This window comes from Williamsia sp. D3 (assembly GCF_000506245.1).
Taxonomy (GTDB): domain Bacteria; phylum Actinomycetota; class Actinomycetes; order Mycobacteriales; family Mycobacteriaceae; genus Williamsia; species Williamsia muralis.
This window is the reverse complement of sequence record NZ_AYTE01000013.1, coordinates 129,425-154,140: the sequence shown is the minus strand read 5'-3', so window position 1 is coordinate 154,140 and position 24,716 is coordinate 129,425. Positions and strand designations below refer to the sequence as shown.

Below are 24,716 nucleotides of genomic sequence, written 5' to 3'. Positions count from 1 at the left end.
GGTGAACGTGGACAAGGTGTTGCTCGAGCGGAGCCTCATGCTGGTCGCCGACGACGACGTTGGGCTCACAACCGACTTCTATGATCGATTGTTCGCCGAATACCCCTCGGCACGAGCGCTTTTTAGCAGCGACATCCGCCCGCAAGCGCGAATGCTCCAGGATGCCATCGTCGCCGTGCTCGACCACCTCGAGGATCCGACGTGGCTCCGTGCCTCGCTGGGGGCGCTGGGCCAGAGGCACGCATCGTGGGGCGTCACGCCTGAGATGTACAACTGGGTCGCGTCCACGATGATCGCCACCATGGCTGACCGCGGAGGTGCCGAGTGGACGGGTGCCATGACGGATGCGTGGTCCGAGGCACTCGGAGCAGTCGCCGGCATGATGCTGGAGGCCTACCCCGTGCGCACGGATGGATTGGGCTGACCGGGAGGCGGCAAACCTGATGTCGTAGTCCTACTGTGAGCGAACAGCTTTTAGGACCGTGTCGTGTGTGTGGTGTGAGTTTCCGGGAGGGGCGGTCGTCCGGGGCTGGGTGCGGTCGATCAGCACCGTCCACTCGTCGCCGAGGAGCTCGGCGAAGTCGTGTGGGTCGTAGAAGTCCCGCGGGTCGATTCCCTTCCAGTTGTGGCCTTCTCGGATCTCGTGGCCCACGATGAGCAGCGTTCCGCCTGGCGCGACGGCGTTCGCGAGCGCGCGGGCGGTCTGGCCGCCGTCGGACCGGGGAACGCTGTGGAGGTATTGCATCGACACGAGGTCGTATGAGGTCGGCGTCGGCGGGTCGGCGAGCGGATCACCACGTACCCAGGTGATGGCGTCCGAGTCGCCCAATTTCATGGCGCGGTCGATGGCGACCTGCGAGATGTCGACGGCGGTCACCTGCCATCCGCGCTCGGCGAGCCAGCGGGCATCGGCGCCCTCACCGCATCCGAGGTCGAGCGCCCGTCCGGGTGGCAGGTCCGCCACCTCGTCGACGAGGACTGGATTGGGGTTGTTGCTGAAGAGTTGTTCGGCGCTGCTGTAGTGCTCGTCCCAGAATTCTTGGCTCATGTCTCCACAATGGCCGCGAACCGCTGTTTTCGACAACTATTCTTGCTGTTTCGGCAACTACGTCCGAGGAACGTCCGGTCGGGGGCCCAGAAGCGCAATGCAGGCCTCGACCATGGTCTCGGTCATCGAGTTGATCGGCCTGCCGTCCTCGACTGCGACCGCCGTCAGTTCGCGTAGACCTCCCAGCAGCAAGGTGGCCATCGACCGCGATACCGACTCCACGCCTACAGCCCGCATCTGAGGTGTGCTCGTCAACATGACGAGGGTGCCGATCAGTTCTTCCATTGCGTGCCGCTGAACCGGTCGGGCACTGGTTCCCAGGGCGGGGAGCTCGCGAATCCAGCTCAATGTGATGGCTGGATCCATCTCGATCGACTTCACGTATGCGCCGATGGCCTGCCTGATCTGCGTGATCCACCCGGCGTTCGGATCCACAGCTGCCACGATCTCATCGATCATGGAGGTGTTCGCACGCCGTAGCAATTCGATGAAGCAATCTTCTTTTCCGGAGAACTCCTGGTAGAAGGTTCGTCGCGACGTCCGGGCGATGCCGACGATGTCGGCGATGGTGCTCGCCCGGTACCCACGGACCTCGATCGAAGTGGCCAGCGCGTCGAGCAGCCGAACCCGGAATGCTGACCCGCCGGCGTCGGCGGGCTGCAGTTGGTCGACTGACTGCGGGTTGGTTGCCATCGATTCAACGATACGACCCCTTGTTGTCGCCTGGTACGGGAGCGTACCGTCGCAGTGGTACGGCGTAGTACCGGGCGGCGCCGAGACGGGAGCGTTCGAACATGGGGCCAGCTCATACAGAAACGAAAGACAGTCGTCAGGCAGAGGAGTCGGTACACCTGCCGCCTGGTCCACGACTGCACCGGCACGTGCAAGGACTCGCGTTTGTCGCCGCACGTCGGCAGACGATGCAGGTGCTCGCCAGGCGCTACGGGCCGGCGTTCACACTGAACATCCCGGTCTTCGGGAACACGGTGGTGGTATCGGACCCGCACTTGGCCAAACAGCTGTTCACCACACCGGCCGGAGTGCTGAGCAACGTGCAACCCAACCTCGGCCGGATCCTCGGCGACCACTCGATGTTCTCGCTCGAAGGTGACGACCATCGCCGCAGACGAAAACTGCTCACTCCTCCGCTGCACGGCAAGAGCGTGAAGGGCTACGAGCAGATAATCGAGGAAGAGGTCCTGCGCGAGACCGAAGCCTGGCCGGAAGATCGCGAGTTCGAAAGTCTGGCTCCGATGATGCGGATAACGCTCAATGCGATTCTTCGTGCGGTGTTCGGCGCCGATGGGGAGCAGCTCGACTCACTACGGCGCATCATTCCGCCGATGGTCGAATTGGGCTCGCGCCTCGCGACATTGCCGAACACGGCGATCAACCTCGGCCGGTTCGACCCCTGGGAACGATTCATGGCTCGCCGTCGTGAATACGACTCGATCATCGAAGACCTGATCTCCACGGTGCGCAGCGACCCTGACTTCGCCGAACGTACCGACATCGTCTCGCTGATGCTGCGAAGTACTTACGACGACGGGTCGCCGATGTCGACCACAGAGATCGCCGACGAACTGGCGACGCTGCTCGCCGCGGGCCACGAGACCACCGCCACCACGCTGGCGTGGGCGTTCGAGCGATTGCGCCGCAACCCGGATGTGTTGGCCCGCTTGACCGCTGAGGTCGACGAGGGGGACACCGCGTTCCGGCAGGCGACGATCCTGGAAGTGCAGCGCAGCCGGCCCGTGATCGATCTCGCCGGGCGGACAGTGGTGGCTCCTGTGCTGGAGCTGGGCGAGTGGCGCATCCCGCAGGGGCACACGGTGCTTGTCAGCATCTCTCTGCTGCACGACGACAGTGAGCAGTTCGAGGATCCAGAACGATTCGACCCCAGTCGATTCCTGGATCACAAGCCGTCCGCCGCATGGCTCCCGTTCGGCGGTGGAACCCGCCGGTGCATCGGTGCGGCCTTCGCGAACATGGAAATGGATGTCACCCTGCGGACCGTGCTCGAGAAGTTCGAACTGCTTCCGACGACGAAACCTGCTGAGCGGTGGCACAGTCGCGGCGTCGCTTATGCTCCCCGCCGCAAAGGGCAGATTGCTGTTCGTCGCCGCCGTTGAGAATGATGTGGCAGACCTGAAGGTAGGGCCGCCAACTGTGTAGCGTGACCACATGGATCTGCAGCGACTACGAATCCTGAGGCAGCTCGCAGACCGCGGCACCGTGGGAGCCGTAGCTCAGGCGATGAACATGACACCGTCAGCGGTGTCGCAGCAGTTGAAGGTACTGGGCCGCGAAGCCGGGATCGCCTTGCTCGAACAAGATGGCCGGCGGGTTCGTCTCACGGACGCCGGTCGCGCGTTGGTACTACGTGCCGACGAGGTCATCGCCGCTGTGCAGCGGGCCGAGGCGGAGATGGCGTCGTACCGCGATGACGCAGTCGGCGAAGTGCGCTTGGCGATGTTCCCTTCGGGAGCGGCACTTCTGCTGCCGGGTGTCCTCAACCGGATGAGCGATCGTCGGATCCGGGTGATCGCAGGCGACGAAGACGTGAAATATGTTGATGCACCTGCATTGCTGGCCGACTTCGTCGTTGTCCTGACCCATCGGGATGAGCGAGCGCCGCAGGTTGTCGAGGCGAGGGTGTCGGTGACCACCGTGATGCGTGAGCCCATCGACCTGGTGGTCGGGGGTGGTCATCGTCTGGCCGGCCGCAGCGAGGTGACACTGGCCGAACTTGAAGATGAGGACTGGATCAGCGTCCGCGGCGGGTTCCCGGTTGACGACGTGCTGCTCTCCCTTGCGGCGGCGACCGGGGTGGCGCCGCGAGTCACCCACCGCATCAACGACTTCCGCGTCATCGAGTCGATGGTGGCACGTGATCACGGAGTCGCGCTCATGCCCCGGTTCTCCATCCGGGACCCGGACTGCAGCCGCCTTGTTCTCACCGGGGTGCGCGCCGCGCGGGTTTACGAGGCGTTGAGCCGCCCGATGGGTGATCAGCGAGGTGCGGTGAGGCAACTTCTTGCAGCACTTGTCGCCGAGGGTGATTCGGCCGGAGCATGACCATCCGGCAGAACCGGCGGCGGACTACGCTATTGGTGCGCCGCAGGTCAGGATCTGCGCGACGTTATTTGGAATGGCTTGTGGCGCACCGGATTCGTCGGCGTGGACATACACGGTCTCGACGGTGCAGCACTCCCGATCTGCGACCTTCACGTCGAAGCACATCGTGAAACTGGTGCGTCCGACGCGTGGGCAGGTCACATAGACGTCGACCACCTCACCCCAGACCGCCGGCGCGGTCCAGGTGAGCGTCGACTTCTTGACGCGCAGCATCTCGCCGAAATCGAGGACTCCCCGTTGCCGGCAGAACTCCGCGCTGGCCTCGTCGCAGTACAGCAGGTAGTGCGCGTTGAAGACCACGCCCTGCTGGTCGGCCTCGGCGTAACGCACCGGGGCCGACCAGGTGGGACGAGAGCCCTCGGAACCGACTACGGGGCCCACGTGCGTGGGGCCTGCTCGCCGGAATCGGCGTCCCCGCTGCCGTCGGCCACACGCACTGCCCGGTTCACTGCCGAGACCACTGCGCGCAGCGATGCCGTGGTGATCGACGGTGCTATTCCGCAGCCCCACACGGTTTCGCCCCGAACCTGAACCTCAACGTAGGCAGCGGCATTCGCGTCGTCGCCTGCGGTCAGCGCGTGCTCGGCGTAGTCGAGCACCTGCACGTCGTACCCGACGGTCGACAGCGCGTCGACAAAAGCGGCCAGCGGTCCGTTGCCGGAGCCGGTGATTTCTTTCTCTTTACCGTCGACCTTCACGGTCGCCGTGATGCGGTCTTCGCCGCCGTCTTCCTCCGCGGCGTCAACGCGCTGGCGGATCCGTTCGAGCGGCTTGAGCGGCTGCAGGTACTCCTGAGCGAAGACGTCCCACATCTCCTTGGGAGAGACCTCGCCGCCTTCACCGTCGGTGATCTTCTGGATCTCGCGACTGAACTCGATCTGCAAACGGCGCGGCAGCGACAGTCCGTGGTCGGCCTTCATGATGTAGGCGACGCCGCCCTTGCCCGACTGGCTGTTGACCCGGATCACGGCCTCGTAGTTGCGGCCGACGTCCTTGGGGTCGATCGGCAGGTACGGAACCTGCCACAGGATGTCGTCGATGTCCGAGTCGGCCTCGTCCGCGGAGATCTTCATCTGGTCGAGACCCTTGTTGATGGCGTCCTGATGGCTACCGGAGAACGCGGTGTACACCAGATCGCCGCCGTACGGATGTCGCTCGTGCACACCGAGTTGGTTGCAGTACTCGACCGTGCGGCGGATCTCGTCGATGTCGGAGAAGTTGATCTGCGGATCGACCCCGCGACTGAACAGGTTCATGCCGAGCGTCACCAGGCAGACGTTGCCGGTGCGCTCGCCGTTGCCGAACAGGCATCCCTCGATGCGGTCGGCGCCGGCCTGGTAGCCGAGTTCGGCAGCGGCGACAGCAGTTCCGCGATCGTTGTGCGGATGCAGGCTCAGGATCACCGAGTCGCGGCGGGCGAGGTTTCGGTGCATCCACTCGATCGAGTCGGCGTACACGTTGGGGGTGGCCATCTCCACGGTTGCCGGGAGGTTCAGGATGATCGGCTTTTCCGGTGTGGGGTCGATGATCTCGGTGACCGCGTCACACACCTCTTTGGCGTAGGAGAGCTCGGTGCCCGTGTACGACTCCGGGGAGTATTCGTAACGCCAATTGGTGTCGGGGTACTTGACCTCTTCGGCGCGAACCTTGTGCGCGGCGTCGGTGGCGATCTTCTTGATGGCCTCCTTGTCAGCGCGGAAGACCACTCGGCGTTGGAGTACTGATGTCGAATTGTAGAAGTGCACAATGACATTCGCGGCGCCGCGACATGCGTCGAAGGTGCGTTCGATCAGCTCGTTCCGGCATTGCGTCAGGACCTGGATGGTGACGTCCGACGGGATCGCATCGTCTTCGATGATCTCGCGGACGAAGTCGTAGTCGGTCTGGCTGGCCGAGGGGAACCCCACCTCGATCTCCTTGTAACCCATCCGTACCAGCAGGTCGAACATGCGGCGCTTACGTGCCGGGCTCATCGGGTCGATCAGAGCCTGATTCCCGTCACGAAGGTCGACGGCGCACCACATGGGGGCGCGGTCGATCACCTTGTCGGGCCAGGTGCGGTCGGGGACCGCGACGTTCTCGACCTCATCGGCAAACGGGCGATAACGGTGGGCGGGCATCGCGGAATTGCGCTGTGGGTTCCACGACGGTTGCCCGGAAGGAATGGGTCCGGCGGGTTCGCTGATCCGGCTGGAACTGGAAGTGAATGCATCGGCGGCAGGCATGAGGGTCAATCTCCGGGGTTGGGGGAATGAGACCGGCGCGTCAAAGATCCCGCGACGGGAAGCCGGTCTGGATCAGACCCCGCCGCGGCAACCGAGAAGGAGCACGCGCTGCATTTTTGTGACTGTACTCCCGAGGCGCGGAAGTCCAAAGGTGGTTCACCGGTTCTCCGGAACCAATGGTCGTCCCCAGGTCTCGGAGAAGGCGATCTCCGACAACGGCAGGCGGGTGCGTTCGCGGCCATCACGCTCTCGGATGTCGGCGGGCAGAGCAGCGGTGTCAGCGAGTCGGCCGATGGCCAGGACCAGTAGTGGTCGAATCGAGTGCGGAATGTCGAACTGCTGCACCAGGTCTGGCGCGCGGAACCCGCCCATGGGATGGGCGTTCCATCCGTCGGCCTGGGCTTGAACGATCATCTGACCGGCGGCGAGTCCCACGTCGAGCGTGGCGTAGTCGTGCATTTTCGGGTCGTCGGGGAGGTCGTCGGTACACAGGACGATCAGTGCTGAGGCGGCCGGTGCCCACGATTGGTTCCCGCGTTTGAGTGCGTCGGTGATCCCGGCGAATGTCGGGTCACCGCGGCGGCCGACGACAAAGCGGACCGGCTGGCGACCGCCACCCGTGGGCGCCCACCGGCCCGCCTCGAGGATCGACTGCAGATGTTCGTCGGACATGGTTGCGTCGGCGTCGTAGCCGCGTGCACTCCATCGGTCTGCGAGTAGCGGGTGCACGGGCAGCAGCTCCTTGGGCCGGGCGGGGACTAGTCGGTGACCGGCCGGCGTTCGCGGAGAACGATTGCCACCACTGCGGCCACCACCGCCAAGAGTGCCACGCTCACCAGCGACGTGATGTGCAAGCCGTCGACGAATGCGCTGCGTGCGGCGTCGGCGAGAGCACTTCCGGCGCCCGGGTCCAGGGTCTGTGCCTGGGTGAGTGTTTGCGAGAGGGTGTCCTCAACTCCGCTGCCCTCACCGGACCGGCGGAAGACCATCGTGGCCACTGAACCGAGAACGGCCAGTCCGAACGCCGTTCCCAACTCGAAGCTGGTCTCGGAGAGACCGGCCGCCGACCCACTGCGCTGAGCAGGCACCGACGACACGGCGACATCGGAAACCAGCGAGAAGATCACGCCGTAGCCGACGCCGGCCAGCGTGGAGCTGATCAGGTAGACCAGTACGCCATGGTCGACGCCGAGACCGAGCATGCCTGCGTTGCCGACGGCAGCAGCCAGCAGCGAGAACACAAACGCCCAGCGCACCGACATGAACGCAGCGATTCGCGATGCGCTCATCGAGAAGATCGCCACGGCGATCGCCATCGGGATACCGAGAATTGCGGCCTCCAACACATCGCGTCCGAGGACCGACTGCAGGTAGATGCCGCTCAGGTAGCTCAACGCGGCAAGGGTCATCATGCCCGTCAGTGCGCTGCCGATCGCAACGGAGAAACCGGGGCTCTTGAAGAGCTTGAGGTCGATCAACGGATGTTCTATTCGACGCTCGTGGGCGGCGAACAACGCCATTCCGACAATGCCGATGGCCGCGAAGACGGCTGTGGTGGTGTCGAATCCTTCGGCTGCGCCGTGCTTGATGGCGTAGACGAGCGGGAGGATGCCGATCAACGACAGCAGCACGCCGAGGACGTCGAAGGGGGCCGAGCTGGGCGACCGGTATTCCGGGACCAGGCGGGGGCCGAAGACCAAGAGGATCAGCAGTACGGGCACGTTGATCAAGAAGACTGAGCCCCACCAGAACTGGTGGAGGAGTGCGCCACCGATCACCGGGCCGATGGCCGATCCGCCTGCGAACGCCGCCGTCCACATGCCGATGGCCTTCGCCCGGGCCACGGGGTCGGGGGAACATGTTGCTGATCAGCGACAGGCTTGACGGTAGAAGGGTTGCGCCACCTATGCCCATGATGGCGCGGGCGGCGATGAGCGCGCTCGCGTCGGGGGCGAATGCTGCGATCGCCGAGGCTACGCCGAAGAGGCTGGCGCCGACGAGCAGCAGCTTGCGTCGACCGAACCGGTCGCCGAGATTGCCCATCGTGATCAACAGGCCGGCGATGAGGAAGCCGTAGATGTCCACGATCCACAACTGCTGTGTGGCAGAGGGGGCAAGTTCGGCGCTCAGGGTGGGGATCGCCAGGTACAAGACGGAGAAGTCCATGGACACCAGAAAGACCGGCAGCGTCAGTACTGCCAGTCCCAGCCAGGTCCGGCGGTCCGGGCGGCTGGTGCTCGCGTCGGATCGCGGATCGGTCTGTTTGTCGATGATGCTCACGGGGTGCTCCAATCACGCTGCGAACACACGAGCGGACGCCGGCGTTGGCCGCGTTGAGGGCGCTACATGTGTTCGGACGGCGATCGCCCGCTCGTGGCGGCTCGATCAACCTGAGTACAACGTACGCATAAGAGTACGTTGTACGCAAAGCGTTTATTCCATCGTTCGGGCTTTGTTCACCGTCCCGGCCGTGAACACGGACAATGAACGCGGCGAAGGAGAGATGTGATGACAGCACAGGAGGGTGTGGTGAGCGATGGCCTTGAACCGGCACCCGAGTCCGCGAAACTGACCCGCGGAGCGGTGGTCAACGCCGCGATCGAACTCGCGGATGCCGACGGGTTCAGCGCCCTCACCATGCGAAAGATCGCCGACCGGCTCGGCGTTGGCACGATGTCGCTGTACCGGCACATCGCCGACAAGGATGCGCTGCTGCGGGAAATGTCGAATGAGATCGGCATCCGCTTCCCGTACCCGCCCGCCGACGATGCGACGTGGCGCGAGCGGGCGTTGATCGCGGCCGAGGTCGACTGGACCCTGTATCAGCGCCACCCCTGGGTACTGCTGGCCTTCGCATCTCCGCGCACCAGCATGGGCCCGCAGAGCCTGAACTGTCTCGACTGGCTCGTGGACGCCTTCCTCGATCTCGAGGTCACCCCCGCGGTCGCCACCGAGATGGCGCTGACCCTGTGGAACCTCATCGCCGGCACGGTGCTCAGCACCGTCGCCGAACGACTACTGCTCGACCGGGCCGCCGATGAGGATCAAGGTCAGAGTGGACTGGCCCATCTCCTGGCGGGCAATCCCGAGAGCGCGCCGCCGCCCCATCTCGCAGCACTGGTCGGCACGCATCATTCAGAACTCACCGACCCCCGCCATCTACTCACCCAGGGTGTGGCCGCGCTGTGCGACGGGTTCGAATCGAGGGCGGCCAGATTGCGTGACGGTCACTGACGCGCAGGTCACATGGCGTGTGGATAGACCGTCAACATGTGTGCGCCGAACCATGAGCTGAAGGCGACAACCGCGAGCGAGACCAGGATCTGTGTGGACCCGCGACGTTTGGCCAGGCCGATCGCGATCGGGATCAGCAAGACGAACGCCGGGAGCAGCAGTCGGGGGCGGCTCATCATCAGACCGCTCGAGGCGCCGATGGATACGACCACCAGTGCTCCGTACACCGCCACCGGCCACGGCACCCGCTCGGCGAAACTCAGCAACGCCAAGGCGATGGTGATCAGCATGATCCAGGCCGTGGCCACCGGCGCGATTTCGCCGGAGTTCACAAGCGCGTAGTTGATGAACTCGTAGGCGGCCTGGCCGTAGTCGACCCGTGTGTCCCAGCCCTCGGTCTGGATCTTGAACCAGCCGAGTGGTTCGCCCGTCTTGTGCCAGACCACCGCCAGATACCCCAGGTAGCCGAGCGGACTGAGGACGATGGCCGCCCACGCCCTAGGTCCGTCGCGGAATCGCAGCGCCGCAGCCACCACCACGACAACGATCAGGACCACCGCGGTCGGACGGCTCAGTCCGGCCAGCATCGTGCAGACACCGGCGAGCAACCATCGTCGCTCCAGCACGCCGATCAGCGCCCACGCCGCAAGCGCGCAGAACAGCGCCTCGGTGTAGGCCATCGACAAGACGATGCCCATCGGCGCTGCGGCGAACAGAACGGCGAGCAGCAGCCCAGCCCGACGCGGATCGGCCTTGACGCGCACCACCTGGCCGTCGTCGGCCCGGTGGATGTCCTCGGCAAACCAAGCGGTGAAGCGTGCGGGCACGAGCCGGGACTTGTGTTCACGGTTCTGCATCTGTGCGGCGCACAGTGTTCCGATCCGGGCGACACCCACCGCGGCCAGGCACCCGAGCACCACGTTCACGGTGAGGGCGGCACCCAGCGGACTGAAACCGGGCACCTTGTCCAGCGCCCCGGCGAGCAACGGATAGCCGGGGAAGAACGCGTATGGCGTGTCGGAGTCACGCATACCCTGCGCGTCGGTCTGGGTCAGCGGCACGCCCCCGTACCCGTGCTCGGCGATGGCGAGCATCCACTTGCCGTCCCACGCCGAGAGCGCCGCGCCGAGGCTGCTGCCGCGCAGCTGCGTGAACCGCTCCAGCACGAGCATGCCGACCAGACGGATGAGGAGGAAGGCGGCGATCGGCTCGACCCAGTCACGCCGTCGGTACAGGAGGTCGCTGACGGATTCGAATCTCGCTCGGGTCAGCACCTGAGCGATCCTAGTGCCGAACGCTCGCTCGGGGCGGGCGCTGTCGGTTGCACGGCCGATCCGCCAGTTCCGAAGCACGCTAAAGCAATTGCCGCGTGCCCGGCCTGAGCCCCGGTGGGCGGCGGTCTCTCGGCTCGACGGCGCAGCGACACGCTTGCACGTGGGGGAGTTGCGGGTGGCTATCCTTGCACGAGGCGGGAGGCAGTCTTGCACTGTTGCCCGCTCACTGATTTTGAAGGTTCGCAGCAGCTAGAGAAGGGAAACTCGGTGGCTCTGGTCGTGCAGAAGTACGGCGGCTCCTCGGTTGGCGACGCCGAACGGATCCGCAGAGTGGCCGAGCGCATCGTCGCGACCCGTAAGGCGGGCAACGACGTGGTGGTCGTGGTGTCGGCGATGGGCGACACCACCGACGAGCTGCTCGACCTCGCCGAGCAGGTCTGCCCGGCGCCGCCGCCCCGCGAGATGGACATGCTGCTCACCTCGGGTGAGCGCATCTCGAACGCGCTGGTCGCGATGGCCATCAGCTCCCTCGGCGCGGAAGCCCAGTCGTTCACCGGTTCGCAGGCGGGTGTGATCACCACCAGCAGCCATGGCAAGGCCAAGATCATCGATGTCACGCCTGGCCGCGTCCGGTCGGCGCTCGACGAGGGCAAAATCGTTCTCGTCGCGGGCTTCCAGGGTGTCTCGCAGGACACCAAGGACGTCACCACGCTGGGTCGTGGTGGGTCCGACACCACCGCTGTGGCACTTGCCGCGGCCCTCAACGCCGATGTCTGCGAGATCTACACCGACGTCGACGGCATCTACACCGCTGACCCGCGCATCGTCCCGAACGCCCGCCACTTGGCGACGGTCTCGTTCGAAGAGATGCTCGAGATGGCCGCATGTGGCGCGAAGGTGCTGATGCTGCGCTGCGTGGAATATGCCCGCCGTTACAACGTTCCCGTTCACGTGCGCTCGTCGTACTCAACCAAACCCGGCACCATGGTGTCCGGATCGATGGAGGACATTCCCGTGGAAGAAGCCATCCTCACCGGCGTTGCCCACGACCGCAGCGAAGCCAAGGTGACGGTTGTCGGCCTGGACGACAAGCCGGGCTACGCCGCCAAGGTCTTCCGTGCTGTCGCCGATGCCGAGATCAACATCGACATGGTGCTGCAGAACGTCTCCAAGGTCGAGACGGGCAAGACCGACATCACGTTCACGTGCCCCAAGGAACTCGGTCCGATCGCCGTGGAGAAGTTGTCGACGCTGAAGGAAGAAATCGGCTTCAGCTCGATCCTCTACGACGATCACATCGGCAAGGTGTCGCTGGTGGGTGCGGGCATGAAGTCGCATCCGGGCGTCACGGCCACATTCTGTGAGGCCCTCTCGGAGGCGGGCGTCAACATCGAGCTGATCTCCACGTCGGAGATCCGGATCTCAGTGCTGTGCCGCGACACCGAGCTGGACAAGGCTGTGCGCGTGCTGCACGACGCGTTTGATCTCGGTGGCGAGGAAGAGGCCACCGTCTACGCCGGAACGGGGCGATAGCAATGGGTGTACGGGTAGGAGTTGTCGGCGCGACCGGCCAGGTCGGCGCCGTCATGCGAAAGCTGTTGGAAGAACGCAACTTTCCGGCTGACGAGATCCGCTTCTTCGCGTCGTCACGATCGGCGGGCAAGAAGCTGCCGTGGCGTGGTGGCGAGATCGAGGTCGAGGATGCATCGACCGCAGATCCCACCGGCCTCGACATCGCGCTGTTCTCCGCCGGTGCGACCATGTCTCGTGAGCAGGCGCCGCGTTTCGCCGCCGCCGGTGTCACCGTGATCGACAACTCGTCGGCCTGGCGCAAGGATCCCGATGTGCCGCTGGTTGTCTCAGAGGTCAACGGTGAGCAGGCGAAGAACCTGACCAAGAGCATCATCGCCAATCCGAACTGCACCACGATGGCCGCGATGCCGGTGCTCAAGCCGTTGCATGACGCGGCTGGCCTGCAGCGTCTGATCATCTCGTCGTACCAGGCGGTCTCCGGTAGTGGTCTCGCCGGCGTCGAAGAGCTCGCCACCCAGTTGCGGGCGGGCATCGACGATGCCGAGAAGCTGGTGCATGACGGATCGGCGGTGTCGCTGCCTGATCCTGTCAAATATGTTGCGCCCATTGCCTTCAACGTGCTCCCGCTGGCCGGTTCGCTTGTCGACGACGGTTCGGGTGAGACCGACGAAGACCAGAAGCTGCGCAACGAGTCCCGCAAGATCCTCGGCCTGCCCGATCTGCTGGTGAGCGGCACGTGTGTGCGGGTTCCCGTGTTCACCGGGCACTCGTTGTCGATCAACGCCGAGTTCGCGAATCCGTTGTCGGTCGAAGAGGCCACCAAGATCTTGGCTGACGCCGCCGGCGTCACGTTGACCGATGTGCCCACCCCGCTGGCTGCTGCAGGCAAGGACAACTCGTTGGTCGGCCGTATCCGTCAGGATCCGGGCGCACCCGAGGGACGCGGTCTGGCGCTGTTCGTCTCCGGCGACAACCTCCGTAAGGGCGCTGCCCTCAACACGATTCAGATCGCCGAACTGCTGGTCTAGTCGGTAGTTCCTCCGGTTTCGAGCACTTCCTCCGGTTGCAGCCGGAGTTTCTGGCTGGAGTCGGAGGATGTGGCCGGGTGGCCGTGGTTTCATGTGTGGATGTTGCGCGTCCGGACAATTGCAGTTCTGCTCACGACACTGGTCATAGCACTGAACGCCGGGCCTGCCCAGGCGACACCGGGCATCCCCGATGTCGGGCCGCCGGGGACGTCGTTGATCCATGGGGACTTGGCGTCGACGGACACCACGCCGCATCCCGGGCCCGGAGTGGCCGGTCGTGTGGCCGCCTCGTCGTTGCCCGGTGGAGCATGTGCGGCGACCTTCATTGGTAGCGATGGCATGCCCGTGGCGTTGTGCACCGGATACGTGGGTGTCGACCCGCCCGGCGTCGCGGTGCCCACCGTGCAACTCTTCGATCCGGTCACCGCCCAGCCGATCGCGTCCATCCAGCTCACCAAGGGCGGTCTCCTGGGCGGCGTCTACGGATATCTCGACAGCCGCGACCGCGTGGTGATGGCCGACGGATCCGGCTCGGTGCTCAAGGTCGCGCATCGCAAAACCGCTGCCGAGCAGTGGATTCTGTACGTCGCCGAGCGAATCGACGTGAGCGCTCACATTCCCGCCGGAGATGCCATCACCGGATTGGCACCCGACTATCAACAGCGCATCTGGTTCGCGACCACCGGTGGAGTGATGGGCACGATCTCCGCTGACGGCCACGTCGCTTCGATACACCTGCCACCGGGCGAGAGGCTCACGAACGGTTTGAGTGTTCGGCGGGAGGGTGCTTCCGTCCTCACCGATCGTGCCCTCTACGAGATGCACGCCGACGACACCGGCACGCCCACGACCGTCTGGCGGCAGACCTACACTGCGGGGAGTGTCCGAAAGCCCGGGCAGCTGGCTCCTGGATCCGGCACCACACCAACATATTTCGGGGTGGACGACGAGTTCGTGGCAATCGTCGACGACGCCGAGCGGCCCAATCTGATCGTCCGCCGCAGCGACAACGGGTCGGTGGTGTGCGAAACGCCCGCCTTCGGCACCTCCGGGCAAGGCACCGAGAATTCACCGATGGCGTGGGGCAATTCGCTTGTCATCCCCAGTACGTACGGGTTCGGCTATCCGCCGTTCGCGACACCCGGGCCCAGTGACCCGCCGGCCGCGACGTTCGCCGGAGGGATGACCCGCATCGACGTCACCGACACCGGATGCCATCGCGTCTGGGAAACCCGCGATCGTATGGCGACTCTGCCGAAATTGTCGCGATCCGACGGCCTCATCTATGCGCTGGCCTATGCGCCCTCGACTGAAGCATTGGCGGGCAACGGGATTCAGCAGATCGGACCGGTCTACTTCGCGGCCGTCGATTTCGCGACGGGCACGCGGCGAGCCTTCACCGAGGTCGGAGCAGCCCCCGTCGACGAACCCTTGCAATTGACCGGGACCATCGGTGCCGACGGGTCGATGTGGCAGGCGACGGTGGGCCGGATGTTGAAGATCAGCTCGTGAGGCGCTGGATCAGTACAGCTTCTTCCCGTAGCTCTCGCCGTAATACTTCTGCAGCTCTTCGAGATTCGACCCCTTGTTCAACACGTGCGTGATCTCGGCGGGGCTGGGCAACACGTCTGGTTTCCACGTTTCCGGACGCCAGAGGTCGGCGCGCATGAATGCTTTGGCGCAATGGAAGAACACCTCCTCGACGGCGACCTCGAGGGCGAGGATGGGCCGTCGGCCGCGGATCGCCAGTGCGTCGAAGTAGTCCGCGTCCCTCAGAACAGTCGCGGTCCCGTTGATCCTCAGGGTGTCACCCCTGCCGGGGACCAGGAAGTTGGTGCCGACGTGTGGGTTGGACAGCACGTTCAGGTAGCCGTCGACGCGCCGGTTTCCCGGCCGCTCGGGTATGGCGATCGTTCGCGAATCGATGACGTGCACAAAGCCGGGGGGATCGCCTTTCGGCGAGACATCCACGCGACCGTCGGCGTCGGTGGTGGCGACGAAAGCGAAGGGCGACCGCGCCAACCACTCGAGATGCACTGGCAGGAGTTCGGGGCGCACCTTCTTCGCGACGCGATCGATTGGTTCGCCGACCAGGGCGCGCAGTTCTTCGACGCTGGTGACCTCGACACGTGTGTTCATCCGACCATCGTTGTCGGGAACGGTGTCGGACGGCAACCTGGTGGAAAGACGGAAGGTGCGCACTCTGGTCAGGGCGCAGGTGGACTAGTGGAACAATCGACGGTGTGACGCAGGACCCAGACAAGCAGCCGATGGACCCGGACCGCGATGGCCCCGACCTCGAGAAATCGAGTATCGGCCCCGACGGCCCGGTAGAAGTGCCGTCCGACCTCTCCGGCATGCCGTCATTGGCCGAACTCGACGCGATGGATCTGGCGGCGATCGAGGCGGGGCGACAGTCCAAGGACAAAGACCACGCGGTGCTCGATGAGCCGACACCTCCTCCGGCCGCGCTGTACCACGCCTGGTTGCTGTGGCTGGGTGGTGCCGCTGCTGCGCTGGTCAGTGTGGTTTACGGGTTCGTGAACTCGGGGTCCATCAGCGATCTGCTCAACGAGCGCCTCCAGGCCGATGTCGCCCGTGATCCCGGTGCGGCGGCGCCTGCGGACCGCATCGACTCGTTGTCGAGCTTCTTCCCCCCCGGCGATGCTCGTCGCAACGCTTGTTCTGCTCGCCGTGCAGTACCCGCTGCTGGTGGCGACGTCTCGGCACCGCAGTCGGGGTGCCAGGAACGTCTACGTGACCGCTGTGCTGGTGATGCTGCTGTGCATCCCGATGGGTATCGATCTCCTCTTCGACTATCCGTCCATATCCGGCGTCATCAAGTTCATGGGGTGGCTGCAGTTCGCGTTGCTGCTGTTGTCTGCGCTGTTCACTCTGCGTCGTGGCGTCAACCGATGGCTGCCGCCATCGATGAGGATGAAGCCGACCCAGATCATCCGGCCGGGTAACCGCTAGTCCTGGTCGGGTTCGCGAACAGCGTCCGCTGCTTCGATGATGATCTCGCGCATGGCCCGTTCGGCGTCCGCAGGGTTCCGTAAGCGAATGGCCCGGGCGACCGTGTCGTGGAGGTCGATGGCCGCAGGGTTGGGGTTGGTCGGCATCATGCCGTGATGTGTACGACCGGCGAGCACCTCACCGACCACATCGCTCAGCGCGCGGAACATCTCGTTCCCGCTCGCTTCGAGCAGGGTGCGATGGAAGACCTTGTCCGCCAACAGATACTGGTCGAGGTCGCCCGACCGGCCGTGCACGACCATGTCCGAGACCGCGGCAGCGAGGATGCGGCACTGGTGCTCGTCCGCGCGCTCTGCAGCAAGGGCCGCGGCGACCGGTTCGAACCCGCGCCGCAGCTCTGACAGGGTCAGAAGGAAGTCGGTTCGCTCCCCGGCGTCGAGTCGCCAACGGATCAGTCGTGGGTCGAAGACATGCCAGTGGCTGCGGGGCTGAATGGTGATACCGACGCGGCGGCGTGAGGCCACGAGACCCATCGATTCCAAGACCCGGATGGCTTCGCGGGCGACGGTACGCGACACCCCGTACTGCACCCCGATGCTGTCGAGAGTGAGAACCTCGCCCTCGCGGTGATGCCCGGAGACGATCTGCGTGCCCACGCCGGTGAGAACGCTGCCATGAAGTTCACCCACACTCGCGTCTGTTGCCACCGATTTATCTTCTCATTGTCGCCAAGCCTCTTCAAAAGAATGCTTTAAGCACTCAGGCTCTTGCAAAAGTATGATCATTGCGGCAATATCTGTGACCGGCAGCACAAGAGCGAGGAGTCAACAATGCGAGCACCGCTGGTCGTCATGGGGGTGTCGGGGTCTGGCAAGTCCACCGTCGGAGCCGCGCTGGCGCAGCGCCTCCGGGTGCCATTCGCTGATGCAGACGATTTCCACCCGCCGGCCAACATCGCCAAGATGTCCAGCGGACAGCCGCTCGATGACAACGATCGTCACCCGTGGCTGGAGGTGATCGGCCAGTGGATGGCCGATCATGCCGACGGCGGGGTGATGAGTTGTTCGGCGCTCAAGCACAAGTACCGCGACCAGCTCCGGCGGCATTGTCCCGAGGTGTGTTTTGTCCACCTCGACGGCACGCCTGAGGTGATCTCGAAACGTCAGGCAAGCCGGCCGGGGCACTTCATGCCGCCGTCACTTTTGTCGTCGCAGTTCCACACTCTCGAACCACTCGCCGACGATGAGCGAGGAATTGTCATCGACATCGATCAGTCGATCGACGACATCGTCGAGTCCTACATCACCCGGACAGAACACAAGGAGAACTGATGAGCTCACCATCGGCGGTGCTGCTGGCGGCAGACACCGAACTACCCGAGCCGGTCGCCGCCGGGTGGCAGTTGATCCTCGCTGCGCTCGTCGGCATCGCCGTCATCGTCGTGTTGATCACCATCGCCAAGGTGCACCCGTTCCTGGCGCTCGTGGCCGGCGGACTCACAGTGGGAATTGTTGCCGGCGAAGCGGTTCCGGATGTACTGGAGTCGTTCACCGACGGGTTCGGCAGCACCGCGGCCGGAGTCGGGATCCTGATCGCGCTCGGTTCGATGTTCGCAAAGCTCCTCGCGGACTCCGGTGGCGCCGATGAGATCGTCGACACCATTGTGGGGCACGCTTCTCCCCGCATGCTGCCGTGGGCGATGGCCCTCGTCGGTGCGATCATCGGTCTGCCGATGTTCTTCGAGATCGGCCTGGTGCTGTTGATGCCGGTCATCTACCTGGTGGCACGCCGGTCGGGCCTGTCGCTGATCACCGTCGGGATCCCCGCTCTCGCAGGTCTTTCGGCGATGCACGGCTTCGTGCCGCCCCATCCGGGACCGCTGGTCGCCATCGACGTGCTCGGTGCGGACCTCGGAACCACGCTGGCGCTCGGTGTCGCGGTTGCGGTCCCGACCATCATCGTCGCCGGACCTCTCTTCGGAAAACTCGCGGGCCGCTGGGTGGTGCTGCCGGTGCCCACCACGTTCGACGCCGATCCCGAAGACACGCTTGTCAAGACCAAGCGCCCGTCGTTCGCCATCACGATCTTCAGCGTCCTGCTTCCGGTTGTGTTGATGCTGGGCAAGGCCATCGCCGAGATCTTCATCAGCGATGACGACCAGATCGTGCGGCAGGTACTCGACGTGCTCGGAACCCCGATCATCGCCCTGCTGATCGCGGTGGTGGTCGCGATGTTCACCCTCGGGCGTGGGTCGGGAATGGACCGCGACACCATCTCCAAGACGACCGGTGCCGCACTGCCCGCGATCGCCGGCATCTTGCTCATCGTCGCTGCGGGCGGCGGCTTCAAGCAGGTTCTCGTCGACAGCGGGATCGGCACGTTGCTCGCCGATTGGGCCAAAGAAGCGAACATCTCCGTGCTGCTGCTCGCCTGGGTGCTCGCCGCCCTGATCCGGCTGGCGACAGGGTCGGCCACCATTGCCACGATCACCGCGTCCTCGCTCATCCTGGGTCTTGTCGACGGGCTGAGCAGCGGCGAGCTGTCGCTGGTGGTCCTGGCCATCGGTGCCGGCTCGGTCTTCTTCTCACACGTCAACGACGCCGGCTTCTGGCTGGTGAAGGAGTACTTCGGCATGAGCGTCGGCCAGACGATCAAGACGTGGTCGATCATGGAGACCGTGTTGTCGGTGTCCGGCCTCATCGTTGTACTGCTTCTGGGACTGGTGATCTGAGGCAAGCCATCACAGAAACCGCCCACCCGCGATTCACCTTGGAAGGTGACTCTGCGCGTGGGCGGTTTCCGGTGGTGGTCTACGGCGAGACGAGGCAGCCAGGACCGATCGGAGTGCCGGGTTTGACCATGACGGTCTCGATGGGTCCGCCGGCGGATGTCTGAAAGGCCATGATGGCGTGTTCGCCCGGACGATGCGGGGTCCACAGGGCAAATGCGTGGTCGAAAACCACGGGCGATGAGTAGTAGGGGTCGATGTAGTCCCAGATCAACTCCTGCGGGAACAACGTCGACGCCTGATTGAGGTCGACGATTCCCACGCCACTTTCGCTCGGGGAATGCGGCGCGTCAGCGGTCCGAGCGATGACGAGGTAAGTGCACCCGGTGCCGAAAGGCGTGGTCGGCCCACCGCTCAGTCCCGGGACGATGGTGACGTCGGCGACGTCGGCGGAAGCGGCGGGGGCCATCCAGGCGAAGGCGGCGGCCGACAGAGCCATGACGGCAGGAATCAGGCGGCCGACACGTTGTGAGGTCATGGCTCGAAACCTACAGGTTGACGTGTCCTCGCTACGTAGAACGGGAGAACCCGAAAAATGGTGTCCCCGAACATGGTTACGTCAGCTGGGCACCGACCTCGAGTCGTTTTGCTGGAGCGGGTTCGACGTCGTGGTCGATGTGGAAACTGATCGTGTCGACGGCGTCACTCTCCGGAAAGGTCCGCAGACAGATCACGAGCACCGATGCCGGCAGGCACCTCGACCTCGACGACCGGCTCCTCGCGGTCGTCGAACTCGAGGCGCAAGGCGCGACAGATGGTGGCATGCATGTCGTAAAGGCATGTGATGTACGTCAGTTCGAGGATCTCGGGATCGCTGAGATCGGCCTTGAGGATGTCGACGACCGCGCCGGACACCCGACCGCCGTCGAACACCAGACCATCGGTATACGCGAGCACGGCCCGTTCCAGTTCGGTGTAGCAGTCGGCGATCTGCCAGTGCGCGATGGCGGCGATCTTCTCATCGGGCATCCCCAGCGAACGCATCTGTTTGGAGTGCTGGGAGAAGACGAATTGGCTGCCCCGCGCATATCCGGCCCGGCACTGGCCGAGCTCACGCAGCATCGGGTCGAGCGTCGCGTTGCGGTAGAGGGCGAATCCCCTTACTGCATGGTCGAATACGTTGGGTGACTGCGCGAAGACAGTCCACCAGTCGCCCGGAGTGCCGTGAACAGTTCCCCCGTCGACCGCCGGGTCTTTGTCGGGGCCGAAGAGCCTGTCGTAGAAGTACAGGATCTTCTCGTCGGTGACCTCCGCGCGGGGTACTTGGCGAAGACGTGGCACTACAGTTCCTCTCGTCGATGGTCTCGCGATCTCTGGCTACGGAGAGGTTGCCACGCGCCGGTCGGCAGCGGTCTTCGGCTCGTGAGCGACGTCGCATCGGTGAATTCACGAGTCCAGCAGGCGAACTCGAGCAGTACCCCGTCCGGGTCCTGGAAGTAGAACGACCGCACGAATGTGCCGGGATGCACGTGGCGAGACACCCCGAAAGCGCTGTCATCGTGATTGAGCACCTGGCTCACCTTGATGCCCTCGGACGTGAACCGGTCGTAGTATTCGTCGAACTTCTCGGGCGGCACCGCAAAGGCCACGTGGTTCATCGAGCCGACCGCGCTGGCGAGCTCGCCCTCGTCGGGGAGGCCCTTCGGCGCCGCGACACCCGGTGCGGCGTCAGGCGAGTCTGCCAGCCAGAAGAACGCGATGGTGTTTCCGTTGCCGCAATCGAAGAAGAAGTGCTGACCCAGATCGGCCGGTAGCTCGATGGTCTTGATCAGAGGCATGCCCAGGGTGCCCGAGTAGAAGTCGATGGTCCGTTTCATGTCCGAGCACACCAAGGCCAGGTGGTTGATACCGCCGAGTTCGTATTTGGTGTTCACTGCGCCCATGTTCATCTCCCCGGTGTACCGCCGCATGACTTGACAGTCATGTCATGTTTGGACAGAGTGTGACCGTGATCACGCAACCTGTCAAGACCGCGCTTGCGGTCGAGACTTTGACCCCTCGCGGCCGGAAGACCCGGGATGCGTTGCTCGACGCCGCGCGCGTGGTGTTCGAGGAGGTCGGGTTCCTGGACACCAGGGTTGAGCACATCGCCCAGGCCGCGAACGTTTCCTACGGCACCTTCTATCGGTACTTCGAGTCGAAAGACGCCGTGTTCTGGGAACTGAGCACTCGACTGTTCGAGGACATCCACCGCCGAAACGGCGTGGAAGGCAACGCCTCACCGGCGCAGCGGCTCATCAACTCCAATCGTGCGTATTACCAGGCCTATCGGCGAAACGCGAAGCTGATGGCGATCGTCGAACAGGTCGCGACCTTCAACACCGACTTCCGACGCCTGCGCCATGAACATCGCCGCGAACTCATCGAACGCAGCGCTCGCGCGATCGCCCGGTGGCAGGACGACGGCGAGGTGTCAGCCACGCTCGATCCGGAGCTGGCGGCCCGCTCGCTGGCCGCGATGGTGGACCACACGCTCTATTTGTGGCTTGTGCAGGGGGAGGACGCTGACGAGAAGGCCCTCCTCGACACGCTCGACCAGATGTGCCTGGGTGCCCTCGGGCTGAACCGCCCCTGAGGTCAGCGTTCGCGGAGCACGCCGGCGCTTTGTGAGTAGGACAGATGACCGCCGAGCGCACCGGCAACGCCACTGATCGCCAGGCCTGCGAGCGACCAACCTCCACCGCGCAGCGCAAACCCGTTGTGGCGGTGCCACCAGGACCGCGCCAGGCAGCCGAGGCTGACGGTGTTTGCGGCCATGTGCACAACTGCGACCCGGCGCTGGGCCGTGTCGAGCGTTGTGTACTCGGCAAGCCCTGTGATCGAAGCCGGGAGTGCCGCTGCGATGCCGAACGCGACCAGCCGCTGGGCAGCGATGCGCTGGCCGGTGAGGTCCAAGACGGGCACTGCCATCCAGGCGCCGATGGGCACGGTGACCAGCACGGGATGGAGGGGATGCCCGAGCCACCGACCACGCAGAACATCTAGAACCGCGGTCGGGATCGCGCCGTTCACCAGGTCGGCGAGTTGACCCGCCGGCGCATCGACCGCGGAGAGTTCCTCGACGGAGGCGAGGGCGTGCGCCACCGGACGGGGGCCGTCGGGCCGGACCACATCCGTCAGCGACGTGATGGCGTCCGGGTCTGGTCCGTCGTCTGTCGTTGCCGCAGTAGTCGCGCTGGGGTCGTTCGGTGGTGTGGTCACGTGCAGGGGATTCCCGATTTCCGTCGCTTCAATCACATCGGCACCTGTTGTAGTGCCGTACTGGTCCTTGCGGGGGCCTGAGCATCTCGCAGCCCACTCGCACGCCGCCACCAGATTGGATGGATTCCAGATTAAATCTGGACTCAATCCAGAAAAGGGCGTACGGTCGAAGACATGAGTTCGCAGCAACCAACCCCGGACACGCGAGAGCAGTTGCGTGCAGTGGGCCTTCGGGTGACCGCGCCGCGGGTGGCGGTCCTCGAGGTGCTGGAGCGGCATCCCCACTCCACTGCGGACTTCGTCGCCGCTCGCGTCCGCGAACAACTCGGCGGCGTGTCGACCCAGACGGTGTATGACGTACTTCGCGTCTGCTCCGAACGCGGTCTACTGCGGCACATCGAACCGGCAGGCTCGTCCGTCAGGTATGAGAACCGGATCGGTGACAACCACCACCATCTCGTCTGCCGCCGGTGTGGAGCGATCCACGATGTCGACTGCGCAGTGGGGGAGGCCCCGTGTCTCGAACCGAGCGACAAACACGGCTTCGTCATCGACGAGGCCGAGGTCACCTACTGGGGCCTGTGCCCCGACTGCCGGGCCGAGTCCACAGATGGCTCTGCGATCACCGGACTTCCGCGGACGTCCGTGACCTGACGGCGAGCCAACGGGTTCGACGTCACGAAAAAGACTGCAATACAACGTTTCAGGCCGCATCGCAGCTCCCGATGCGGGTATCAGGAGGCACCAGATGACCCCACGTACAACCACCAATCAGGGCATACCGGTATCGAGTGACAACGAGTCACTCACCGCCGGCACGCAGGGACCCATCCTGCTTCACGACCATTACCTGATCGAGAAACTCGCTCAGTTCAACCGCGAGCGCGTTCCCGAGCGAGTGGTGCACGCAAAAGGTGGCGGAGCATTCGGTGAGCTACGAATCACCGGCGACGTCTCCCGCTACACGAAGGCGAAGTTCCTTCAGCCGGGTAAGACCACCGAGTCGCTTGTCCGATTCTCCACTGTCGCAGGCGAACAGGGCAGCCCTGACACCTGGCGGGACCGCGCGGATTTGCCGTGAAGTTCTACACCGAGGACGGGAACTACGACCTCGTCGGCAACAACACCCCGGTCTTCTTCATCAAGGACCCGATCAAGTTCCCCGACTTCATCCGTAGTCAGAAGCGACTGCCCCGGCTCGGGCCTGCGTGACCACAACATGCAGTGGGACTTCTGGACACTGCGGCCGGAGTCGGCGCACCAGGTGACGTGGCTGATGGGAGATCGTGGTATCCCGAAGACCTGGCGCCACATGGACGGATTCGGCTCGCACACCTACCAGTGGGTTAATGCTGCGGGCGAGCGCTTCTGGGTGAAGTACCACTTCAAGACCGATCAGGGCATCGAGTTCCTGACGCAGACAGAGGCCGACACCCTCGCAGGTACCGACCCCGACCACCACCGTAAAGATCTGTACGAGTCCATCGAGAAGGGGAACTTTCCCAGCTGGACCCTGAAGGTCCAGGTGATGCCGGTGGCCGAAGCGGAGGGATATCGGTTCAACCCCTTCGATCTGACAAAGGTGTGGTCGCAGAAGGACTATCCGCTGATCGAGGTCGGCAAGTGGACACTCAACCGCAATCCGGAGAACTTCTTCTCCGAGATCGAGTTGTCATCGTTCGAGCCGTCGAATGTCGTTCCGGGCATCGGCTTCTCGCCCGACAAGATGCTGCTCGGCCGGGTCTTCAGCTACGCCGACGCGCACCGCTACCGAATCGGCGCCAATTACGCTCAACTGCCGGTGAACTCGGCCAAGGCCGCAGTGGTCAACACCTACTCGAAAGAGGGTGCGATGGCGTACAACTTCAGCGGGCCGCAGGTTCCGGTGTACGCACCGAACTCGTTCGACGGTCCACACGCCGATCCTGCAGCGGCCGGCGACGAAGGCCTGTGGGCCTTCGATGGCCAGGCGGTGCGGGCCGGGTACATCGAGCATGAGGAAGACGGCGACTTCACCCAAGCGGGCATTCTCTACCGGGAGGTCTTGAACGACGACGAGCGCGACCGTTTGGTGAGCAACATCGTCGGGCACGTCTCGGACGGAGTGCGTGAGCCTGTACTTTCACGCGTTTTCGACTACTGGAAGAACGTTGATCCCGAACTCGGCAAGAAGGTCGAGGAAGGTGTTCGAGGCGGAATCTGAAGTCGGACTTGCACTCAGGCAAGGCTGACCTCAGCGCTCACATGCCTGACCGGCCGTGACGGACCACG

Annotated in this window: 24 protein-coding genes and 3 pseudogenes; 13 read left to right on the top strand and 14 right to left on the bottom strand. The window is 64.5% G+C overall.

Features of this window, described 5'->3' with window-relative positions:
- Position 1 precedes the first annotated feature (1 nt).
- Entirely contained in the window at positions 2–424 is a 423-nt protein-coding gene (locus W823_RS38820; protein ID WP_023956544.1) for a globin domain-containing protein, read from the top strand.
- Between the two features lie 30 nt (positions 425–454).
- Here the strand turns inward: W823_RS38820 and W823_RS38815 are convergent, their stop codons facing one another.
- Positions 455–1,048 carry a bifunctional 2-polyprenyl-6-hydroxyphenol methylase/3-demethylubiquinol 3-O-methyltransferase UbiG gene (locus W823_RS38815; RefSeq protein WP_023956542.1) on the bottom strand — a complete coding sequence of 198 codons (594 nt, stop codon included), beginning with the start codon at positions 1,046–1,048 and terminating at the stop codon, positions 455–457.
- A gap of 57 nt (positions 1,049–1,105) precedes the next feature.
- Positions 1,106–1,741 (bottom strand): TetR/AcrR family transcriptional regulator, encoded by a 636-nt coding sequence (locus tag W823_RS38810; protein ID WP_023956540.1) that lies wholly within the window; start codon positions 1,739–1,741, stop codon positions 1,106–1,108.
- Positions 1,742–1,842: 101 nt separating this feature from the next.
- Here W823_RS38810 and W823_RS38805 point away from each other — a divergent pair, with 101 nt between their 5' ends.
- On the top strand, positions 1,843–3,180 hold the full coding sequence (locus tag W823_RS38805; RefSeq protein WP_051406424.1) for a cytochrome P450: 1,338 nt from the start codon (positions 1,843–1,845) through the stop codon (positions 3,178–3,180).
- Between the two features lie 52 nt (positions 3,181–3,232).
- The gene (locus tag W823_RS38800) at positions 3,233–4,126 is read left to right on the top strand and encodes a LysR family transcriptional regulator (protein WP_023956536.1); all 894 of its coding nucleotides are present in this window, start codon (positions 3,233–3,235) and stop codon (positions 4,124–4,126) included.
- A gap of 24 nt (positions 4,127–4,150) precedes the next feature.
- Here the strand turns inward: W823_RS38800 and W823_RS38795 are convergent, their stop codons facing one another.
- The 5 genes and pseudogenes from W823_RS38795 to W823_RS59540 form a co-directional block, all read right to left on the bottom strand.
- Positions 4,151–4,567 (bottom strand): thioesterase family protein, encoded by a 417-nt coding sequence (locus W823_RS38795; RefSeq protein WP_023956534.1) that lies wholly within the window; start codon positions 4,565–4,567, stop codon positions 4,151–4,153.
- The gene (leuA, locus tag W823_RS38790) at positions 4,555–6,411 is read right to left on the bottom strand and encodes a 2-isopropylmalate synthase (protein ID WP_023956532.1); all 1,857 of its coding nucleotides are present in this window, start codon (positions 6,409–6,411) and stop codon (positions 4,555–4,557) included. Before leuA ends, W823_RS38795 begins: the two co-directional genes overlap by 13 nt.
- Before the next feature lie 156 nt (positions 6,412–6,567).
- Positions 6,568–7,140, bottom strand: a complete 573-nt coding sequence (locus W823_RS38785; RefSeq protein ID WP_023956530.1) for a nitroreductase family protein — start codon at positions 7,138–7,140, stop codon at positions 6,568–6,570.
- Between the two features lie 29 nt (positions 7,141–7,169).
- The gene (locus W823_RS38780) at positions 7,170–8,255 is read right to left on the bottom strand and encodes an MFS transporter (protein WP_369792594.1); all 1,086 of its coding nucleotides are present in this window, start codon (positions 8,253–8,255) and stop codon (positions 7,170–7,172) included.
- Between the two features lie 61 nt (positions 8,256–8,316).
- Positions 8,317–8,577: pseudogene (locus W823_RS59540) on the bottom strand (MFS transporter); the annotation flags it as partial.
- 342 nt (positions 8,578–8,919) lie between these two features.
- Between W823_RS59540 and W823_RS38775 the strand changes: the two are divergent.
- Positions 8,920–9,645 carry a TetR/AcrR family transcriptional regulator gene (locus W823_RS38775; protein ID WP_023956528.1) on the top strand — a complete coding sequence of 242 codons (726 nt, stop codon included), beginning with the start codon at positions 8,920–8,922 and terminating at the stop codon, positions 9,643–9,645.
- Positions 9,646–9,653: 8 nt separating this feature from the next.
- On the opposite strand, the gene W823_RS38770 is transcribed toward W823_RS38775, so the two are convergent.
- Positions 9,654–10,817, bottom strand: coding sequence for a hypothetical protein (locus W823_RS38770; RefSeq protein ID WP_369792596.1), 1,164 nt, complete (start codon positions 10,815–10,817; stop codon positions 9,654–9,656).
- A 369-nt stretch (positions 10,818–11,186) separates the two neighbouring features.
- Between W823_RS38770 and W823_RS38765 the strand changes: the two genes are divergently transcribed.
- The 3 genes from W823_RS38765 (at position 11,187) to W823_RS38755 (ending at position 14,992) form a co-directional block, all read left to right on the top strand.
- Positions 11,187–12,452, top strand: a complete 1,266-nt coding sequence (locus tag W823_RS38765; RefSeq protein ID WP_023956524.1) for an aspartate kinase — start codon at positions 11,187–11,189, stop codon at positions 12,450–12,452.
- A 2-nt stretch (positions 12,453–12,454) separates the two neighbouring features.
- Positions 12,455–13,480, top strand: coding sequence for an aspartate-semialdehyde dehydrogenase (locus tag W823_RS38760; RefSeq protein WP_023956522.1), 1,026 nt, complete (start codon positions 12,455–12,457; stop codon positions 13,478–13,480).
- A 99-nt stretch (positions 13,481–13,579) separates the two neighbouring features.
- Positions 13,580–14,992, top strand: a complete 1,413-nt coding sequence (locus W823_RS38755; protein ID WP_023956520.1) for a hypothetical protein — start codon at positions 13,580–13,582, stop codon at positions 14,990–14,992.
- 9 nt (positions 14,993–15,001) lie between these two features.
- Here the strand turns inward: W823_RS38755 and W823_RS38750 are convergent, their stop codons facing one another.
- The gene (locus W823_RS38750) at positions 15,002–15,619 is read right to left on the bottom strand and encodes a pyridoxamine 5'-phosphate oxidase family protein (protein ID WP_031331814.1); all 618 of its coding nucleotides are present in this window, start codon (positions 15,617–15,619) and stop codon (positions 15,002–15,004) included.
- 104 nt (positions 15,620–15,723) lie between these two features.
- On the opposite strand from W823_RS38750, the gene W823_RS38745 reads away from it, so the two are divergent.
- Complete coding sequence (locus tag W823_RS38745) at positions 15,724–16,449, top strand: hypothetical protein (RefSeq protein ID WP_369792593.1); 726 nt, start codon at positions 15,724–15,726, stop codon at positions 16,447–16,449.
- A 3-nt stretch (positions 16,450–16,452) separates the two neighbouring features.
- On the opposite strand, the gene W823_RS38740 is transcribed toward W823_RS38745, so the two are convergent.
- Positions 16,453–17,163, bottom strand: a complete 711-nt coding sequence (locus W823_RS38740; RefSeq protein WP_023956516.1) for a FadR/GntR family transcriptional regulator — start codon at positions 17,161–17,163, stop codon at positions 16,453–16,455.
- 123 nt (positions 17,164–17,286) lie between these two features.
- On the opposite strand from W823_RS38740, the gene W823_RS38735 reads away from it, so the two are divergent.
- Both W823_RS38735 and W823_RS38730 read left to right on the top strand, forming a co-directional pair.
- Positions 17,287–17,787, top strand: coding sequence for a gluconokinase (locus W823_RS38735; protein WP_023956514.1), 501 nt, complete (start codon positions 17,287–17,289; stop codon positions 17,785–17,787).
- Entirely contained in the window at positions 17,787–19,187 is a 1,401-nt protein-coding gene (locus W823_RS38730; protein WP_023956512.1) for a gluconate:H+ symporter, read from the top strand. The genes W823_RS38735 and W823_RS38730 overlap by 1 nt, the downstream gene beginning before the upstream one ends.
- Positions 19,188–19,266: 79 nt before the next feature.
- Here W823_RS38730 and W823_RS38725 read toward each other — a convergent pair whose 3' ends face one another.
- The 3 genes and pseudogenes from W823_RS38725 to W823_RS38715 all read right to left on the bottom strand — a co-directional run bounded on the left by W823_RS38725 (position 19,267) and on the right by W823_RS38715 (position 21,127).
- On the bottom strand, positions 19,267–19,722 hold the full coding sequence (locus W823_RS38725) for a hypothetical protein (protein WP_023956510.1): 456 nt from the start codon (positions 19,720–19,722) through the stop codon (positions 19,267–19,269).
- A 164-nt stretch (positions 19,723–19,886) separates the two neighbouring features.
- On the bottom strand, positions 19,887–20,525 hold the full coding sequence (locus tag W823_RS38720; RefSeq protein WP_023956506.1) for a carboxymuconolactone decarboxylase family protein: 639 nt from the start codon (positions 20,523–20,525) through the stop codon (positions 19,887–19,889).
- A 36-nt stretch (positions 20,526–20,561) separates the two neighbouring features.
- Positions 20,562–21,127, bottom strand: a pseudogene (locus W823_RS38715) (VOC family protein).
- 65 nt (positions 21,128–21,192) lie between these two features.
- Between W823_RS38715 and W823_RS38710 the strand changes: the two are divergent.
- Entirely contained in the window at positions 21,193–21,819 is a 627-nt protein-coding gene (locus W823_RS38710; RefSeq protein ID WP_031331811.1) for a TetR/AcrR family transcriptional regulator, read from the top strand.
- A 2-nt stretch (positions 21,820–21,821) separates the two neighbouring features.
- On the opposite strand, the gene W823_RS0128525 is transcribed toward W823_RS38710, so the two are convergent.
- Positions 21,822–22,481, bottom strand: a complete 660-nt coding sequence (locus W823_RS0128525) for a DUF2231 domain-containing protein (protein ID WP_023956502.1) — start codon at positions 22,479–22,481, stop codon at positions 21,822–21,824.
- Positions 22,482–22,619: 138 nt separating this feature from the next.
- Between W823_RS0128525 and W823_RS38705 the strand changes: the two genes are divergently transcribed.
- Complete coding sequence (locus tag W823_RS38705; RefSeq protein ID WP_023956500.1) at positions 22,620–23,099, top strand: Fur family transcriptional regulator; 480 nt, start codon at positions 22,620–22,622, stop codon at positions 23,097–23,099.
- A 94-nt stretch (positions 23,100–23,193) separates the two neighbouring features.
- A pseudogene (locus tag W823_RS38700) lies at positions 23,194–24,648 on the top strand (catalase).
- The last annotated feature ends 68 nt before the right edge of the window (positions 24,649–24,716 follow it).